The organism is Pseudovibrio sp. Tun.PSC04-5.I4 (genome assembly GCF_900104145.1).
Classification (GTDB): Bacteria; Pseudomonadota; Alphaproteobacteria; order Rhizobiales; family Stappiaceae; genus Pseudovibrio.
This window is the reverse complement of the sequence record NZ_FNLB01000006.1, coordinates 918,226-935,118: the sequence shown is the minus strand read 5'-3', so window position 1 is coordinate 935,118 and position 16,893 is coordinate 918,226. Positions and strand designations below refer to the sequence as shown.

The 16,893-nt window shown below is 48.6% G+C and carries 14 protein-coding genes; 9 read left to right on the top strand and 5 right to left on the bottom strand.

Annotated elements, in window-relative coordinates:
• The first annotated feature begins 42 nt into the window (after positions 1-42).
• Positions 43-4,449 (top strand): translocation/assembly module TamB domain-containing protein, encoded by a 4,407-nt coding sequence (locus BLS62_RS09335; protein ID WP_093179753.1) that lies wholly within the window; start codon positions 43-45, stop codon positions 4,447-4,449.
• 1 nt (position 4,450) lies between these two features.
• Here BLS62_RS09335 and BLS62_RS09330 read toward each other — a convergent pair whose 3' ends face one another.
• The gene (locus BLS62_RS09330; protein ID WP_093179750.1) at positions 4,451-5,464 is read right to left on the bottom strand and encodes an Ldh family oxidoreductase; all 1,014 of its coding nucleotides are present in this window, start codon (positions 5,462-5,464) and stop codon (positions 4,451-4,453) included.
• Between the two features lie 326 nt (positions 5,465-5,790).
• Here BLS62_RS09330 and BLS62_RS09325 point away from each other — a divergent pair, with 326 nt between their 5' ends.
• From BLS62_RS09325 to BLS62_RS09295, 7 genes are all read left to right on the top strand, one after another.
• Entirely contained in the window at positions 5,791-6,339 is a 549-nt protein-coding gene (locus BLS62_RS09325) for a GNAT family N-acetyltransferase (RefSeq protein WP_093179748.1), read from the top strand.
• 93 nt (positions 6,340-6,432) lie between these two features.
• Positions 6,433-6,936, top strand: coding sequence for a class I SAM-dependent methyltransferase (locus tag BLS62_RS09320; RefSeq protein ID WP_093188689.1), 504 nt, complete (start codon positions 6,433-6,435; stop codon positions 6,934-6,936).
• Between the two features lie 331 nt (positions 6,937-7,267).
• Positions 7,268-7,846 carry a YceI family protein gene (locus BLS62_RS09315; RefSeq protein WP_093179745.1) on the top strand — a complete coding sequence of 193 codons (579 nt, stop codon included), beginning with the start codon at positions 7,268-7,270 and terminating at the stop codon, positions 7,844-7,846.
• A gap of 100 nt (positions 7,847-7,946) precedes the next feature.
• Entirely contained in the window at positions 7,947-8,516 is a 570-nt protein-coding gene (locus tag BLS62_RS09310) for a cytochrome b (protein ID WP_093179743.1), read from the top strand.
• A 22-nt stretch (positions 8,517-8,538) separates the two neighbouring features.
• Positions 8,539-9,108 (top strand): YceI family protein, encoded by a 570-nt coding sequence (locus tag BLS62_RS09305; protein WP_093179741.1) that lies wholly within the window; start codon positions 8,539-8,541, stop codon positions 9,106-9,108.
• 184 nt (positions 9,109-9,292) lie between these two features.
• Positions 9,293-10,927 (top strand): fumarate hydratase, encoded by a 1,635-nt coding sequence (locus BLS62_RS09300; protein WP_093179738.1) that lies wholly within the window; start codon positions 9,293-9,295, stop codon positions 10,925-10,927.
• A gap of 346 nt (positions 10,928-11,273) precedes the next feature.
• Positions 11,274-11,870, top strand: a complete 597-nt coding sequence (locus BLS62_RS09295) for a L,D-transpeptidase (protein ID WP_093179735.1) — start codon at positions 11,274-11,276, stop codon at positions 11,868-11,870.
• Positions 11,871-11,899: 29 nt separating this feature from the next.
• Here BLS62_RS09295 and BLS62_RS09290 read toward each other — a convergent pair whose 3' ends face one another.
• Positions 11,900-12,262, bottom strand: a complete 363-nt coding sequence (locus tag BLS62_RS09290; protein WP_093179732.1) for a gamma-butyrobetaine hydroxylase family protein — start codon at positions 12,260-12,262, stop codon at positions 11,900-11,902.
• Positions 12,263-12,451: 189 nt separating this feature from the next.
• Between BLS62_RS09290 and moaA the strand changes: the two genes are divergently transcribed.
• On the top strand, positions 12,452-13,486 hold the full coding sequence (gene moaA / locus BLS62_RS09285; RefSeq protein ID WP_093179729.1) for a GTP 3',8-cyclase MoaA: 1,035 nt from the start codon (positions 12,452-12,454) through the stop codon (positions 13,484-13,486).
• Between the two features lie 80 nt (positions 13,487-13,566).
• Here moaA and BLS62_RS09280 read toward each other — a convergent pair whose 3' ends face one another.
• The 3 genes from BLS62_RS09280 to BLS62_RS09270 form a co-directional block, all read right to left on the bottom strand.
• Positions 13,567-13,734, bottom strand: a complete 168-nt coding sequence (locus BLS62_RS09280) for a Flp family type IVb pilin (RefSeq protein WP_093179726.1) — start codon at positions 13,732-13,734, stop codon at positions 13,567-13,569.
• A gap of 564 nt (positions 13,735-14,298) precedes the next feature.
• Entirely contained in the window at positions 14,299-15,267 is a 969-nt protein-coding gene (locus tag BLS62_RS09275; RefSeq protein WP_093179723.1) for a DMT family transporter, read from the bottom strand.
• A 148-nt stretch (positions 15,268-15,415) separates the two neighbouring features.
• Entirely contained in the window at positions 15,416-16,555 is a 1,140-nt protein-coding gene (locus tag BLS62_RS09270; protein WP_208991141.1) for an Mrp/NBP35 family ATP-binding protein, read from the bottom strand.
• Between the last annotated feature and the right edge of the window lie 338 nt (positions 16,556-16,893).

Genomic DNA, 16,893 nt, shown 5'->3' with positions numbered 1-16,893 from the left:
GTTTACGCGCAGTAGAAAATTGCGATGAATTCTGGAGACCTTATGCAACTGCTACGCCACACAGCAACACTTATTGGTAAGCTATTGGCAGCTTTGCTACTGCTTGTTGTTGGGTGTTATGTACTGATTGTGATTGCAACCAGCTTTACTGCTGGTCGCCAGGTCGCAGGCGATGCTCTCTCCTATTTCATTCCAGATCTTAAGGTGGTTGAACCTCGCCTCAGTTGGTCAGGTAATCTCTCTTTGGAACGCGTAAGTATTGCTGATGTTGAAGGGGGCTGGCTGGAGGTACACTCACTTACTTTCAACTGGGCTCCTCTTGAACTGCTTACTGGGAACCTTGTCATCACCGAGATAGACGTTCGGAAACTATCGGTTGCACGTTTACCTGTTGAGGATGAAAGTGCTGCAAAGACGCCCGTAGAGCCGTCAGGTGGGTCTTTCTCCCTCCCTTTCCGTTCAATCGCGCTCAAAAAACTGCAGGTCAGAGATATTGATGTTGCTAGCGCTGTTGCCGGTGTTCCTGCCCGAGTGGAACTGAATGGGTTGCTTTCTTATCAAGCGGAACCCGCTAAGATTTCAGGGCAACTCCGCCTGACACGTCTTGGGCAGGTTCAAGGGACTGCCTTTTCTGAATTCAACTGGGATCCAAGTGAGTCGACCCTAAATTTCAAAACATCTATATTTGAAGCTCCTAACGGGCTCATTGCCAATGCACTGAAACTCGTCAATGTGCCCAGCTTCGCGTTGCGCCTAGATGGTGGCGGTCCGATTTCGAATTGGACCGCCTCGCTGCAACTGGACCTTGATAGTAACCGGGCTGTTGATGGCAAGGTGAATATTCAGCAACTGGGTGAGCGCAAGGAAATCACAACAAATCTAACGGGTATGCTGGCTCAATTCCTGCCGCCTTCTATCTCATCAGCGTTTTTGGGAGAGACCAACCTTGTCGCGACGGCTAAGCTTGACCAGAGTTTCATACCCTTGGAATCCAGTGCCAAAATCACGACTGGGACACTCCTAATTCACGCCGACAACAAATACTCGCCAGAAGGTGAGGTGCTTGTCGCAAATGCTGAAGTTACGACACTTGAAACAGCCGGTCAGCCTTTGGAATTCCGGTTTGGCGATCAGGTTGTTCGATTTGGCACCTTAGCGACCACCGCTTCAGCCTCTGGCCCGCTCGATAAACTCAGCTGGGATCTGACCGCTCAGTCAAGCAAAGTAGAAACCAATCAAGCAGAGCTTGATACTATCTCAATTTCAGCTCGTGGTGAAAATGCTAATCTCGCAGCTGACTTTATGTCTGTTCCAATTGCAGGGACCCTAAATGTAGATGGTTTGATCTTACAGGATCCCCGGATGGCAGGGCTTACGGATCATCTAGGACTGTCATTTGCCGGCACGTTATTTCCTCAACAAGAAAAGGTTGAACTGGCCCAGCTTCATGTCGAGGGCAATGAGTTTGCCGCAAAGCTGCGTAATGTAGAAGTGACGACAACTCACGGACAAACTCAAGGGTCCTTGACCATCACAGACCTGAGCCCCTTCTCTACCCTTGCTCAACGACAATTGAGTGGGTCAATCTCAACACAATTCTCCGTTAATGCAGATCTCACCAAGAACAGTGGGCAGATCGATTTTAGCGGGAGCAGCAACAAAGTAAGCATTGGAGATGACCTTGCCGACCGGGTTCTTATCTCCCCGACTCAGTTCGCAGCGCGTGCCACAGCCAGCTTGAACATTGATGATATCCTGAAATCCTACGGCAACCTTGAAGCCCTTAGCATTCGCAGCTCTGCAGGTGAGATTTTGGCAAATGCGCGTTTGGAAAATGGTCAGGTCGAGGGGCAATTTACCACCAACCTTACAAAGTTGAGTGTGCTGGATCCTCGCGTTAGTGGCGGGCTTAGTGTGCAAGGGCAAGTTTCAGGTTCAGCTGATGCCCCCGATGTGAAACTGGAAGCCAGTTCAAGCCGCCTTGAGATGGATGGCGTCCCTGTTGAACAGCTTCAGCTTACAATTGATGCGCATGTGTCTTCAACTGCCCCCACCGCAACTGTGGATTTAGAGGGACGCCTTAAAGGGGAAGCGTTGCAAGCCAAGCTTTCGCTTCTAAGTGAAAACGGCAAGCTCTCACTCCCGATATTGGATATCAACATGGGAGGCAATCAGATTGCCGGTTCGCTCAGTGCCGCCGATATTCAAAACTTGCCAGAGGGACTCATTGGTCATCTCAACATCAACGCGAAAGATCTCAGTACCCTGTCTCCTTTGGCATTAACTGAGCTTGAAGGACGCGCGGTTGGACAAATTGAGATCAGGCAACAAAACGGTGACACCCAGCTGGAGTTCAACCTGAGCAGTGAGAAATTGCGTCTGGCAAACAGCTCGATCGGGTCTTTTAAGGCTGAAGGGTGGATTGATAGCCCTTTCACCATGCCTGCAGCAAATGCCTCCATTCAACTGCAAAGCATGGAGGTTGAGGGCGTAGAGCTGAACAGCTTGTCTATTGAGGCCAAGCCTGTTGGCACGCAAACAGACACCCTAAGGGCGACTTCGTTTGAGGTGACCGCGCTGCTTAACACCGAGAGCGATAGAGTTGATACCAGCGGAACTCTTGAAGCTTTGAGTGATGGACTTAAACTCACACTTAACGTTTTCAAAGGTGCTTATAAAGGCATTCAGACAGATCTGATCCAGCCGACGACACTTGTCCTTCGCAAGAACCACCGTTCAGTCACGCCTTTTGAGTTGACTGTGGGGAGTGGTTCTCTTGTCGTTTCTGGCAGTGAGGGGGATGCGCTTGATATTGAAGCTCAGATGAAGCGCTTGCCGCTTTCCATCGCAAATGTATTCGTGCCGTCTCTGGAGGTTGGTGGGACACTTAGCGGCTTTGCAAAAATTGTCGGCACTGTTGATGCGCCTCAAGCCAATTGGCAGATGGACGTTGCCGACCTCACAGCAAAGCCACTGAAAGCTAATGGCATCTTGCCGCTGCAAATTAAGAACTCCGGCACTTTTGCTCAGAACAAACTCAACCAGACAACATCCGTCACAAATGGCTCTGGATTATCTCTCTCATCAGAGGGATCTGCTGACCTCGGTGATGCTCAAACATTGGCGATGCGGCTAAGGGGAACGGTTCCATTGGAGGTTGTAAGTGCCAAACTCATTACTCAGAATATAGGCGGCAGTGGTGGTTTCACGCTGGATGGCACAGTTTCAGGTCGTCTGAATGATCCGCAAATCGCAGCTGTTGTCAAACCAGAGGCTTTGCAGATTACTCAGCTTTCAACCGGGCTGACTCTGGATAGTTTTACGGGCACTCTTGAAGCATCCCGCAAGGAGTTAAAAATAAACGCCCTCATGGCTAAGTTCCGCAATGGTGGGATTATAAAGGTTGATGGGACTTTGGGTTTGGACAGCGCTCTTCCAGCTCAACTGGACCTGACCATTGATAATGGCCGCTATGTTGATGGAACCTTTGTGACGGCCTTGATCAACGCCAATCTGTCTCTTAATGGCTCGCTTGGAGACGCAGGGGCACCACCTGCTATCGAAGGGAAGGTGCGTATTGAACAAGCAGATATCGAGATCCCAAGCTCCTTTAATTCCGGAATCAATCCAGTCATTGTTCGCCACCTTAACGCCTCCAAACCAATCCTTGATCAAGCAAAGGTGCTTACCCGGGATGAGGGTCGTCCTACCACTGAGAAAAATACAGAACCCAGCGCTATGGAAAAAGCACGGCTGAATATTGATGTGGAAGCGCCTGGTAAGATCTTCATTCGTGGGCGAGGCGTGACTGCGGAAGCTGGGGGGTCGCTCAACATTGGTGGCACAGCAAACAACGTGCAGACTGTTGGAGCGTTCTCACTGGTACGAGGGCGCATTGATATTCTCACCAAACGTCTGACTTTGAGCCGCGGCAACGTAACCTTTAGTGGTTCTCTCGTTCCGTTTCTTGACTTTGCTGCCTCCTCAACATCTGGAACAACAGAAGTTACTATTTTGGTGACCGGACCTGCCGATATGCCAATCGTTTCCTTCACCTCCAACCCCAGTTTGCCGCAGGATGAAATCCTCTCCCAGCTGCTCTTCGGGCAATCGGTGAATGATTTGTCCCCTATTCAGCTGGCCAGCCTCGCCAGTGCCGTTGCCACACTCTCGGGAGGTGTCGATGCTGAAGGGCCTCTGTCGGCTTTACGCGACTTGCTGGGTATGAGCGACATTGACGTGAATTTTGATGCTGACGGAAACCCGGAGCTGTCTGTTGGAGGGTATTTGAGTGAGAAGATCTATGTTGGCGTTACACAGGGACCTACCACCGGAGACAGTGCAGCGGCGGTAGATATTGACGTGACCAAGTATCTAAAGCTTCGCGGCGAATCCGGCTCTGATGGTGATGCCAAAGCCGGTTTTTACTATGAACGCGAATATGACTAGCTTACCCACCTTTTGACAGGCGGACAGCTTCCTCATAGATCGGCTTTGGCACTTCAATGCCATGCAGTCGTGCTTTCTCGCGCGCTGCCAAACGGGAGGTTCCCGGTAAGCGAGCGCCCTCTTCCATATCCATTGCGGCCACCAGTGTAGCCATACGCTGCGCGAAGGCGCCTCCAGATACCAAGTCGACATTGATCGCGAGAATGACTTGCCCCAAGTTTGGCGCATCTCCTTCGCCTGTAAATAGGCTGGAAGCTTCAAAACCAAAGGCAGTGCCACATAACCCGGCGGCCATAACTTCAATCATCATAGCCAGAGCTGCACCTTTGGCTTCGCCAATCGGGATCATTGTGCCGGCCAGCGCGGCATCTGCGTCTGTTGTTGGTTTCCCATTTTTATCAAGCGACCAACCTTCAGGAATACTTTTGCCAGCTTTTTGAGCCGCCATGACTTTACCGCGCGCCACACGTGAGAGAGCCAAATCAATAACCAAAGGATCATCATTGCCGTTAGGCGCTGCAAACGCGATTGGGTTGGTTCCGAACATAGGATTTTTGCCGCCAAAAGCAGCAATCGCTTTGGGTGCATTCCCAAAGACAAAGGCGATCATCCCCTCCTTTGCCAAGCGCTCACAATGAACGCCAGCCTGTCCGAAATGATGAGAATGGCGAATAGCACTTAATGCGATCCCGTTTTTACTGGAAGCCTCTTTGAGGAATGGCAGAGCAAGCTCGATGGCTGGATAAGCAAACCCGTAGTTGGCATCAATGCGCTGAACAACAGGTGTAACAATCTCCGCAACAGGCTTTGCAAACCCATCGACTTTGCCTGTGCGCGTTTGGGCAGAGTAGGACGGAATACGAGATAACCCATGACCAGCCTGACCGTCTGCTTCCGCATTCACCAAGGCATCAGCCACAATCTCAGCATTCGCGGGATCTGTTTTGTTGGCAGACAGAGCAGCAATGGTGAGCTGGCGTGCTTCAGCAAGGGAGAGTTGTACTTTGTCTGTCATCGGATGCCTGTCATTTACGGAGTTTAAGAGAGACCTGCTCCGTGACATATATTAGTTTCAAACACAACTGTGGAGAGCTATCCCTCATTTGAGAGAATGGTGATCTTCCACTTTAACCCTGTAGTCTCAATAGATTACATAAACTCAAGCCCACCGCGGATGTGAAGTGGAATGTTCTTATTCCAACTTTTTCGACCTTAAGACATTGATGACTACATCAACATCAAATACTCCTGTATCGGTGGTTTGGGCCTCTAATATAAATAAGTTTCACTGAAAGGCCGAGGTGTTTTTCATTTCGGCCTTTTTGTTGTTGGAGAAATTTTGTGATTATTGAAAAAGAACTCTGCACTTCAGCTCCAACGCTGGAAAGTGAACGCCTCCTTATGCGAGCGCACCAACCTTCTGATTTTGAACTCAGTTGTGAGATGTGGGCCCATCCTGATGTGGTTCGCTATATCTCTGGCAAGCCTTCCAGTCGTTCTGATACCTGGGGGCGTTTGCTTAAGTATGCTGGCCACTGGAGCCTTTTGGGCTTTGGCTACTGGGCAGTGATCGACAAAGAAACAAATACATTGGTTGGTGATGTCGGCTTTGCTGATTTTAAGCGTCAGATAACACCAAGCCTTCAAGGTTTTGCAGAGGCTGGCTGGGTTCTTTCACCAAAATTCCATGGGCGTGGATATGGCCGAGAAGCCGTAGAGCTGGCACTCAAGTGGTTTAAGGAGGCCAAGCTGTTTTCTGAGGCGCATTGTATCATTGCCCCAGAAAATACCGCCAGTATGGCTTTGGCACAACGTGTTGGCTTTGAAGAATACACTCAAGGCTATTACAATGGTGAGCCTACGGTTTTTCTAAAGCAAAAAATGTCTTAGATGACGATACCCGACAGCTTCCATATCTGTTGGGCTTGTTCATCCTCTGCAATCCTGTATATGCTTTGTGCAAAGATTTATTCAGGCTGGGCCATGCAAAAGTACGATAAAATTTACACGAAGACCCGAGATTTCTTTGGGCATACTTCCAAGCAGTTCACCACTTTGTTTTCCAATCTGGACTTTGAAAGTGGTACCATTTTGGACCTTGGTGCTGGTCAGGGACGCGATGCGCTCTTCCTCGCAAAGCGCGGATACAACGTGATCGCGCTGGACAGCTCCAAGGTTGGTCTAGACCAGTTGCAGGAACGTGTTGATGCGGAACACCTCCCAATTGAGGTGGTGCATGGAGACGCTCTTGGCTACACTCCTCCCAAAGATCTTGATGCGATTATTGCAGACCAGTTTTTCCATGAGCTGGCCAACAACACCCGCGTCAAACTCCTACAACGGATGATGGGATATTTACGCCCTGGTGGGTATTTGCTGCTTGCCGATGGAAAAAGTGTTCTGCCAAACCTTCGCGACGCTATCAAAAAAGAAAAATTTGAAGTACTGCGTGATAAGAACGGTATTTACTTTACGTACAAGCCATAAAAGCAGTTCGGGGGGCACTCGCAAAGTTGCCTCCCAGCAAACCCTCGGAAAACAACATCCTAACTACTCCTATACACACCGAGTCACACACGAATTTGTGATGAAAAAGCTTCGTAATTTTACTGATACACCCGCAGATTTTGCAGGTGCCCCATTGTTGCCGTAGTATTTTCCAGATTTAGTACCAATGCTCGCCAAATAAGGCAATATAGCTAACATATCCGTGATTGTGCACTCACATTGAACAATGCGTTCAGTTGCAATCTACGACGCTAATGATGAATGTATGCCCAAGATTGACTATCTATAGTTCAACAGTTTGGAGAGTACTATGAAATCAGTTCGCCTTGGAATACTTGCAGTCGCAGCCTCACTTTTCGCTTCCGCAGCAGTTGCTGCTCCTGTCACCTATGACGTTGACATGTCCCACGCTAACCTGGCCTTCAACTACAACCACCTTGGGTATTCCACTACAGATGGACGATTTGGTACCTGGACCCCTACTCTGGTCATCGACGAAGAAACTCCTGCGAACTCCACCATAAACGTTGAAATCGACGTCAACTCCATGAACACATTCTGGGAAGCTCGCGACACGCACCTGAAGAGCGCTGACTTCTTTGACGTTGAAAAATTCCCGAAAGCGACCTTTAAATCTACAAAGGTTGAGCAAGTAGGCGAGAAAACGTTGGAAGTAACCGGTGATCTGACCATTCGCGGCATCACCAAACCAACAGTTATGCAGGTGGTAGTAAACCAGCTGGCAGAACACCCAATGGCAAAGAAAAAAGCCGTTGGTCTGAACGCGACAACTACTCTGAAACGCTCCGACTTTGGCATGGCTATGGCTGTTCCTTACGTTTCTGACGAAGTGAACATCAACATCAGCTTTGAAGCGACTGTTAAGTAATGCTTCTGGCCTGCGCAGTGCTTTAAATTAGCCGCAGGTACAGCTCTAAAGGTACGGAGGGGCGGATTGCGTCCCTCCCTCTTGATCTGAGGTCTTATCCATGATCAGAAACACCCGGTCAGCTTATGGAAGTGTTGCAATCGCGTTGCACTGGACCATAGCCACCCTAATCATCGGCATGTTGGGCTTCGGCCTGTATATGGTCACGCTGCCGATTTTTGAACCATCGACCTACACACTCTACCAACTTCATAAATCCATTGGGTTTGTTATTCTGACGCTCGTGACCCTGCGCTTGCTTTGGAAGCTCTCGGGAGCTACCCCTACGTTACCAGCAGAAATGCCTTGGTGGGAGCAAGCTGCTGCACATCTTGGCCACCTCTCCCTTTACGCGCTTATGGTTCTCATGCCGCTTACTGGTTGGTTTCTGGTCTCCACCAGTCCGCTTGGTTTGCCGACAGTGTTCTTTAACCTCTTTCAGATTCCACACCTACCAACTTTTGAGTTTTTGGGGCAAAAAGCCGATGTGTCTGCCTTCTTTACTGAGGTTCACGGTTGGGCCGCCTATGCGTTTATTGCAGTGATTGCAGCGCATGTCGGAGCTGCTTTAAAGCACCATTTCATATCCAAGGACAAAGTTTTACAGCGTATGCTATCCTCAAAACCATAGTGTCGAGGATTTGGAGAACACCATGAAACGATTGAGCAATCTCTTAATTAAAACCACTCTCTTGATGTCCTTCATTTTGGCCGGAGCTGCTGCGACAGCTTCTGCAGATGAATGGTCAGTCGATCGCAATAAGAGTACGCTTGGTTTTGAAGTTGAAAACAACGGCAAAAGCGTTACCGGTACCTTTGGTACATGGAATGCAAAGATCGTGTTTGATAAAGAAGAACTCGACAAGGCGAAGATCCAGGCAACTGTTATTACTGGTAGCGTAACAACGGATGACAGTCAGGTCGGCGGTGCAATCACCAGTCAACAATGGTTGGATATTTCAGGCTACCCAGAAGCAATCTTTCGGGTTGATAATGTCGTGCCTGCTGGCGGTGACCTTTATGAAGCTGGAGGTATTCTGGAGCTTAAGGGCATCAAAATTGCCGTGTTCCTTCCTTTTACGTTGACGATTGAAGGTGACACTGCTCACGCCGTAGGTGAAGCCAATATCCTTCGCAATGAATTCAAAATCGGGGACGGAGTGCCAGACAGCACTGTCAGTGACAAGGTCGTTGTGACGCTGGACCTGTACGCAAGTCGCTGATTGTTTGCCTCAAAGCGAGTGACCTGTGTTTTCCATTAAGTCTCTCGTCAATTAGGCGCATTCCTCTTTAATTTGATAATATTTGAACGCCGGAGGCTTTGCCCTCCGGCTTTTTGCATATACAAACGCCGAGAAACCACAGAAGCGCGCCAAGCGCACCCTCTTCAGCCAGAGATTGCCACAGATGTCTGAAACAGATACCCCTGAGTATGTTCACACCACGTTATTTCCACTGGGCAAAGATAAAACTCCTTACCGCAAACTGACCGATCAGTTTGTGTCAGAAGTCGAGTTTGACGGGACAAAGGTTCTGAAAGTCGAGCAGGAAGGTCTCCGTCTCCTTGCAGAGGAAGCCTTTAAAGACATCAACCATCTCCTACGTTCTTCCCATCTGGAACAACTGCGCAAAATTCTTGATGATCCAGAAGCCAGCGAAAACGATAAGTTCGTTGCTTTTGACCTTCTCAAGAACGCAAACATTGCTGCTGCAGGCGTTTTGCCGATGTGTCAGGATACTGGGACTGCCATCATCATGGGCAAAAAGGGTCGTAAGATCTGGACCAATGGCAATGATGAGGCTGCATTGGGTGAAGGCACAAGGGACGCATATTTTAAGAAGAACCTTCGCTACTCCCAGCTGGCCCCGCTTTCCATGTTCGAGGAAAAAAACACCAAGAACAATATGCCAGCGCAGATTGATCTCTATAGCGAAGGTGAAGATGCTTATAAGTTCCTGTTCATGGCAAAAGGTGGTGGTTCTGCCAACAAGACCTTCCTGTTTCAGGGCACACCAAGCCTGCTAACCCATGATCGCCTGATTGAGTTCTTGAAAGAGAAAATCCTGACTCTGGGAACTGCAGCGTGTCCTCCTTACCATCTCTCCATTGTTATTGGCGGCACCTCTGCGGAAATGAACCTCAAGTCCGTTAAGTTGGCTTCTGCACGTTATCTGGATGAGCTTCCCACTGAAGGCTCGGAACTCGGTCATGCATTCCGTGATCTGGAAATGGAAGAAGAGATCCACAAACTGACTCAAGCGACAGGTGTTGGCGCTCAGTTCGGCGGCAAATACTTCTGTCACGATGTTCGGGTTATTCGTCTGCCGCGTCATGGCGCCTCCTTGCCAATCGGCATTGGCGTTTCCTGTAGTGCAGATCGTCAGGCGATGGGCAAAATCACCAAGGAGGGTGTTTTCCTTGAGGAACTGGAACGTCACCCAGAGAAATATATGCCGGAAGTGACAGAGGATAATCTTTCCGACGATGTGGTGAAGATTGATCTGACACGCCCGATGTCAGAGATCCTTGGTGAACTTACACGGCATCCAACCAAGACCCGACTGTCCTTGACTGGCCCGTTGATTGTTGCCCGAGATCTGGCTCATTCCAAGCTGCGAGACCGTCTGGACGCGGGAGAGCCCCTGCCGGAGTACTTCAAGAACCATCCTGTTTACTACGCAGGACCCGCTAAGACGCCTGAGGGTATGCCATCAGGTTCCTTTGGACCAACAACAGCTGGTCGCATGGATGCGTATGTAGACCAGTTCCAAGCAGCTGGTGGGTCGATGGTGATGCTTGCCAAGGGCAATCGCTCTGCACAGGTCCGCCGTGCGTGTCAGGCCCATGGTGGCTTCTATCTTGGATCGATTGGTGGCCCAGCTGCCCGTTTGGCTCAAGATTGCATCAAAAAGGTTGAAGTGGTTGAGTTTGAAGAGCTCGGCATGGAAGCCATCTGGAAGATCGAGGTTGAGGACTTCCCAGCCTTTATTATCGTCGATGACAAGGGCAATGACTTCTTTAAAGAGCTCAATCTGGGTTAGCCCGTCTCCATAAATTTCCTAAGGGCGCTGCGGCGCCCTTTTTTATTGATTTTGAAGTAAATTTACAGAAATATGTAGTTTAATTAGAAACATTCGTCCTAACATAAGTTTTTTGATTAGTGTTTTATTTTAGTTCGCTACAATGTATCTGACAAAGTAATTTATCTTTCCAGTAAAACGGCGAGAATTTCTTTTCCATAAGAAGCATATAGCTCCGGTTGCAGGCTTACATCTCACAACAATTAAGATATTCGACATTCAAAGCTGCGAGCGTCCCCTTACTCGTTGCATAAACTCCCTCATGCAAACGAGATAAAACAAACAACAATATTCCAGGGGTTATTCAATGCGCATACTTATCGCGAGTGTTGCACTCTGTGTTGCGGTACTCTTTACAGGAACCAGTGCGGATGCTGCGGCTTCTGGCAAGTTCTTTGATCAACAAAGCAAAAAATGGGTTACTTACGGCTCCGCTCGCCAAGGAAAATCGTCCATTCAACGCAAGCAAGTTCGTTACAACGGTTCCTATCGGCCTAACACGTTGGTTATCAGCACCAAGGACCGTCGCCTTTACCACATTCGCAATGATGGCACTGCGATGGTTTATGGGGTTGGCGTTGGCCGCACGGGTTTCCAATGGTCCGGTACACACCGTATTTCACGTAAAGCGGAATGGCCGGGTTGGACGCCGCCGCAGGTCATGATTGATCGTGAACGCCGCAAAGGCCGTACTCTTCCGCGTTATATGAAGGGTGGACCTAATAATCCACTTGGTGCACGCGCCATGTATATCGGCAGCACTATTTACCGCATTCATGGATCCAACGAACCATGGACGATCGGTTCAGCTGTGTCCTCCGGCTGTATTCGAATGGCAAATGAAGACGTGATCCATCTATACAACAACGTCTCCGTTGGCACCAAAGTGGTTGTCCTTCGATAATAATGTGATGGGGCTGGTATCCGCCAGCCCTACACTTCCCGGGTCAGATTACGATCCTGAAGTTCCTGCAAGTATCGGTTCCAAAGAAAATCTCTTTGCTCCTCAAGTTCCAGAAAATACGCCCACGTGTAAATGCCAGTGTTGTGCATATCGTCAAACGTTAGCTTGATGGCGTAATTGCCCACTGGATCGACCTTGATAATGGCGATCTCTTTCTTTCCGCTGATCACTTTTCTTTGATCAGGACTGTGTCCTTGAACCTCAGCGGATGGGGACATTACTCTCAGAAACTCTGAGCTAAAGCGCACTGTCCGGCTCTCGTCAAAAGTAACTTCTAGTTGTTTTCCCTTATCTTTTAAGTGAATTTGCGTAGGCCACGGAGTAACTGTCATATATTTTAGTCCTTGCCCAAGTTCATGGAACTCAGTATTGATGCTTGGTGAATTTTATCTGTGGTTCTATGATGTTTTCATAGGTAAATCCACCAGAAGTCTTGTCTGATGCATTGACGCTAACCATTTACCTACTACATTGGAATCGTTAAATTAGACAAGTTTGAGGTATGTATTGTGGAGGTTTCCATGGGGCAGCAAGCCGGCGACAAACAACAGAATGTACGCCCAGAGCTGATTGATCCATTTGGTCGAGCTGTAACCTATCTTAGGGTGTCTGTTACTGACCGTTGTGATCTCAGATGCGTTTATTGCATGTCTGAACACATGACGTTCCTCCCTAAAAAAGATGTGCTGTCTCTCGAGGAGCTTGATCGTCTGTGCTCTGTCTTCATTGATAAGGGGGTCCGAAAAATCCGTCTGACGGGTGGAGAGCCTCTGGTTCGCAAGAACATTATGAGCTTCATTCGTGGATTGTCGCGCCATCTTGAGAGCGGAGCCCTGGAAGAACTCACAATCACGACCAATGGCACGCAGTTGGAACGCTTTGCTGAGGAGTTATATGCAGCTGGTATTCGCCGTATCAACGTCTCTTTGGATACGTTAGACCCTGTAAAGTTTAAGGACGTGACCCGTTGGGGTGATATCCAGAAAGTTTATGACGGGATAAAAGCTGCGCAAAAGGCTGGCCTAAAAGTCAAACTCAATGCTGTTGCCCTCAAAAATTTCAACGAGGACGAGCTCATACCAATGCTTGAGTGGGCTCACTCGCATGGGCATGATCTAACCTTCATTGAGACAATGCCGCTCGGCGAAATTGATGGGGACCGGAACGATCAATACTTGCCGCTGAGCGATGTTCGTAAAACACTCTCCTCCAAATTTACGCTTACCGATATTCCGTATAAGACGGGCGGACCAGCGCGGTATATGCGGATAGAGGAAACAGGCGGTCGTCTCGGGTTTATTACGCCGATGACCCATAATTTCTGTGAGAGCTGCAATCGCGTGCGTGTGACCTGTACGGGCCAACTGTACATGTGTCTCGGTCAGGATGATCAGAAGGATCTTCGGGCAGCCTTGCGCGCGTCTGAGGGCAATGAAGTGCTCTGTGAAGCGATTGATAGCGCGATTGCAAGAAAGCCAAAGGGCCACGACTTTATTATAGATCGCGATAATAAGAGCGTGCCCGTTTCCCGACATATGAGTGTGACGGGCGGGTAGTTTTGATGGTGCATAGGTAATTTGTTTATCGTAATCAAAAAAGAGAACCCCAGCTGCTCTGCAGCTGGGGTTTTTTTTATTTATGGCGTTAAACCTGCAAGTGCCTCTTGCACTTCTACAAATACGAGGACCAGCTCATCGCCGACAAAACCTACTGTGGTAATAATAGCGACTGCGATCAGAGCAGCCAGAATACCGTATTCGATTGCGGTTGCGCCTGACTCGTCTTTAAAAAACTTAGCGAACATGTTTTAAACTCCGTTTTGAACCCTAGAAACCCCAGCCCTCATCGGGACTAGTGCAAGTTATGTCCGCAGTTCTTGCCAATTTATGAATCAAATTTGTCTATGAATTTACATTTACTAGAGTTTCTTTGTTTAAACATGCCAACGGCGCGCCTGCATCAGTTGCATTCTTCACGTGATTCATTCAACCAATTGATATTATTAATTCTTTTAATTGATAAAATGAAGATTAAACATAAAACCTTTTGTTAACCTTAGTGAATAATTGGTATTTTTAACGGTGTAAAATATGATGGTAACTCATCAAGTGGTGATTCGATTGAGTGCAGAGGAGAGATAGCACTTCAAACAGGAAAACTCCTGTTGCTACGACCCAAATTGAGTTTGGGAGAAAAACACTTTGTGCTTCTGATTGACGCTCGGAGTTTCTCAGCAATCAAATTGATTTGCATCTCTTGGCAACAGTTTGTCGGTCTGGAAAGGTCGTTTTGAACCAACACACACCTGAAATTTGTTGGGTAGGTTCAGGACAGAGCTCCAAGATCTCTGCCCTCTGTGTTTTATGGATTATTCGGCCAGTGCCAAGGCATCTTGTAGTGTGGTCGGTGTCTCCGTTTGAAGTCCAACCGCTGCGATCTGTTTTTGCCTGATGCGCTCGCGATGAACCGTATAGAGGCCAGATCCAACAACGACCAACATACCGGTTATAGTGATTGCATCTGGCACTTGCCCCCAGACTATGACGCCGATGCCTGTGGCCCAAAGCAATCCAGTGTAACGCATAGGAGCAACGACGCTCATATCCCCTGCCCGTGTGGAGACAATAGCGAAATAGTATGCTCCGATCAGGAGGGCTGAGCAGCCTACTAACGGAAGTACGTAGCCAGCACCAACTGCGATCCAGTGTTCGTTTACTCCCATTCCCGCGCCCATGAGCGTAACAGCGGCACAAACAACAAAACAAACACCAGAGGACGGCATTCCCCTTGGCATGGATCTGGTTACCAAATCACGCAGAGCCATAAACACAACAGCTGCAACAGCAAGCAAAGCCCATGCGTCAAACCCATCCATACCTGGGCGAATGATCAGCATAACACCTGCAAAGCCGACTGCGATTGCGGACCACCGTCTCCAGCCAACAACTTCACCGTAAATCATCGCGGCACCAGCTGTAACAGCCAAAGGCATTGCCTGCAGCATCGCTGTTGCATTGGCGATTGGCATTTGTGTGAGAGCAGTCAAATACATAAAGGAGCCAATAATCTCCAGTATAGACCGACCAAATACAACCGGATTGAGAAGTTTGCGTCCCTGTAAAAATGCGCCAGACCTCCAACACCACAGTGCCATAATGGAGGTTGCGACAACACCGCGGAGGAAAATAATTTGTCCGAGGGGCATGGTTTGGGCGGTATATTTCAGCAAGGCGTCATTGAACATGAAAAACGCAGTTGAAAGAAACATAGCCACGATTGCGCGGCCATTCTCCTTGGCAAGCATTTGCTTAAGGCTCCAGATTGTGTTGAGGTCCATGAGACGTATCAAGGTCGAGTACTTGGGAGTACGCGAGAGTAATAACTGTCTTAGGTATTGGAGCCACTATAGAGCGAGCGGCACAATGCAACGAGGTGACATTGTGCCGCTTAAGTAAAATTCCATTGAAATATCAGAGGTTTTAGATCTACTCGATGATAATCTGAGGGGCAGAGCGCGCAGCATCTCCACTTGGTTGGATCACACCTTGCCACAGCCCTGCAGCAATTAAGCCATAGGCCTTTGACACAGCACTTTCAGGATTACTTACGGTGATCGGTGTACCCGTGTCAGATTGCTCCCGAATTTCCATAGTCAGCGGTACTTCTCCGAGGAATGGAACTTCCATCTTCTTAGCTTCTGCTTTTGCGCCGCCATTGCCGAAGATTTCATGTCTGCCACCGCAATCGGGACAAATGAAGTGGCTCATGTTTTCGACCACACCCAAAACAGGAATTGCAACTTTCTCAAACATAGCAATGCCACGGCGTGCATCTAGCAATGCCAGATCCTGAGGTGTTGAAACTATGAGAGCACCGGCCAGAGGTACTTTTTGTGCCATTGTAAGTTGAACATCGCCCGTTCCAGGTGGGAGGTCGACAATGAGAACATCAAGCTCACCCCAGGCAACCTCACGCAGCATCTGGTTCAAAGCTGAAACCACCATTGGGCCACGCCAGATCATGGCAGTTTCTTCATCTACCAAAAATCCCATGGACATGAGCTTGATGCCATGTGCTTCCAATGGCTTCATAATTTTATTTCCCAGAACCTCTGGCTGACCGGAAACTCCCATCAGTTTGGGAATGGAAGGGCCGTAAATATCAGCATCCAGCAGGCCAACCTTCAAGCCCATGGCAGAGAGCGCAAGGGCAACATTGACAGATGTGGTTGATTTGCCGACACCGCCTTTACCCGAAGCGACAGCGATAATGTGCTGAACGCCCGGAACATCAAGCTTGGCTGGTTTTGGAGCGCCCATCTGTGGCGTTTTTTTCGCCATAGCAGGGGTTGGAGCTGCAGAGGGCGAGCCTGGCTGCTTTTCAGCCGTTAATGCAACCAGAACTGTTTCAGCTTCTGGAAGTATAGAAACAACTTTTTCAGCTGCCTGTCTCAAACCTTCAAGCTCAGATGCTCTTTCTGCAGGAACCTTGATGGAGAAAACGACGCGCCCGTCTGAGACGAATAAGTCTGCGACTAGATCCTGATCAACAATATTGCTTTTACCATCAGGTGATTTTACCTGTTTAAGCACCTCAAGAACGCGTTCCTGTGTCAGCCCTGTCATAGCCTTCTTGTTGTCCTCTTGTTTTTTATTGGATGAAAGACCGCCAGTCAGGCGCCCCCACAGGCCTTTTGATTTGCCGTTGTCCATCGTGCACACCCTGCTGAAACTCTGGATCACAGAGTTCGGGAGAAAATGATCTTTAAAACAAATATGCCTGCTATTATTTTGTACAAGCTTTTGTCGGTGTTTTATTTTGCAACTTGGTACACCTCTCAAGAGAGATTGAGCAACAAGAGAATTCACCAGAGCTGTCTTTAATCCTTTGCGCAATAACAAGCTGGCGTTAAATGATCACTTTAAATTATTGAAGAGAGCTCACGCAAAATTGAACCCATCAC

Excerpts from the sequence above, each read along its gene's own strand:
- BLS62_RS09335 (WP_093179753.1), top strand. The coding sequence starts at position 43 with ATGCAACTGCTACGCCACACAGCAACACTTATTGGTAAGCTATTGGCA.
- BLS62_RS09330 (WP_093179750.1), bottom strand. The coding sequence starts at position 5,464 with ATGACAGACAAAGTACAACTCTCCCTTGCTGAAGCACGCCAGCTCACC.
- BLS62_RS09320 (WP_093188689.1), top strand. The coding sequence starts at position 6,433 with ATGCAAAAGTACGATAAAATTTACACGAAGACCCGAGATTTCTTTGGG.
- BLS62_RS09315 (WP_093179745.1), top strand. The coding sequence starts at position 7,268 with ATGAAATCAGTTCGCCTTGGAATACTTGCAGTCGCAGCCTCACTTTTC.
- BLS62_RS09310 (WP_093179743.1), top strand. The coding sequence starts at position 7,947 with ATGATCAGAAACACCCGGTCAGCTTATGGAAGTGTTGCAATCGCGTTG.
- BLS62_RS09305 (WP_093179741.1), top strand. The coding sequence starts at position 8,539 with ATGAAACGATTGAGCAATCTCTTAATTAAAACCACTCTCTTGATGTCC.
- BLS62_RS09300 (WP_093179738.1), top strand. The coding sequence starts at position 9,293 with ATGTCTGAAACAGATACCCCTGAGTATGTTCACACCACGTTATTTCCA.
- BLS62_RS09295 (WP_093179735.1), top strand. The coding sequence starts at position 11,274 with ATGCGCATACTTATCGCGAGTGTTGCACTCTGTGTTGCGGTACTCTTT.
- BLS62_RS09290 (WP_093179732.1), bottom strand. The coding sequence starts at position 12,262 with ATGACAGTTACTCCGTGGCCTACGCAAATTCACTTAAAAGATAAGGGA.
- moaA (WP_093179729.1), top strand. The coding sequence starts at position 12,452 with ATGGGGCAGCAAGCCGGCGACAAACAACAGAATGTACGCCCAGAGCTG.
- BLS62_RS09280 (WP_093179726.1), bottom strand. The coding sequence starts at position 13,734 with ATGTTCGCTAAGTTTTTTAAAGACGAGTCAGGCGCAACCGCAATCGAA.
- BLS62_RS09275 (WP_093179723.1), bottom strand. The coding sequence starts at position 15,267 with ATGGACCTCAACACAATCTGGAGCCTTAAGCAAATGCTTGCCAAGGAG.
- BLS62_RS09270 (WP_208991141.1), bottom strand. The coding sequence starts at position 16,555 with ATGACAGGGCTGACACAGGAACGCGTTCTTGAGGTGCTTAAACAGGTA.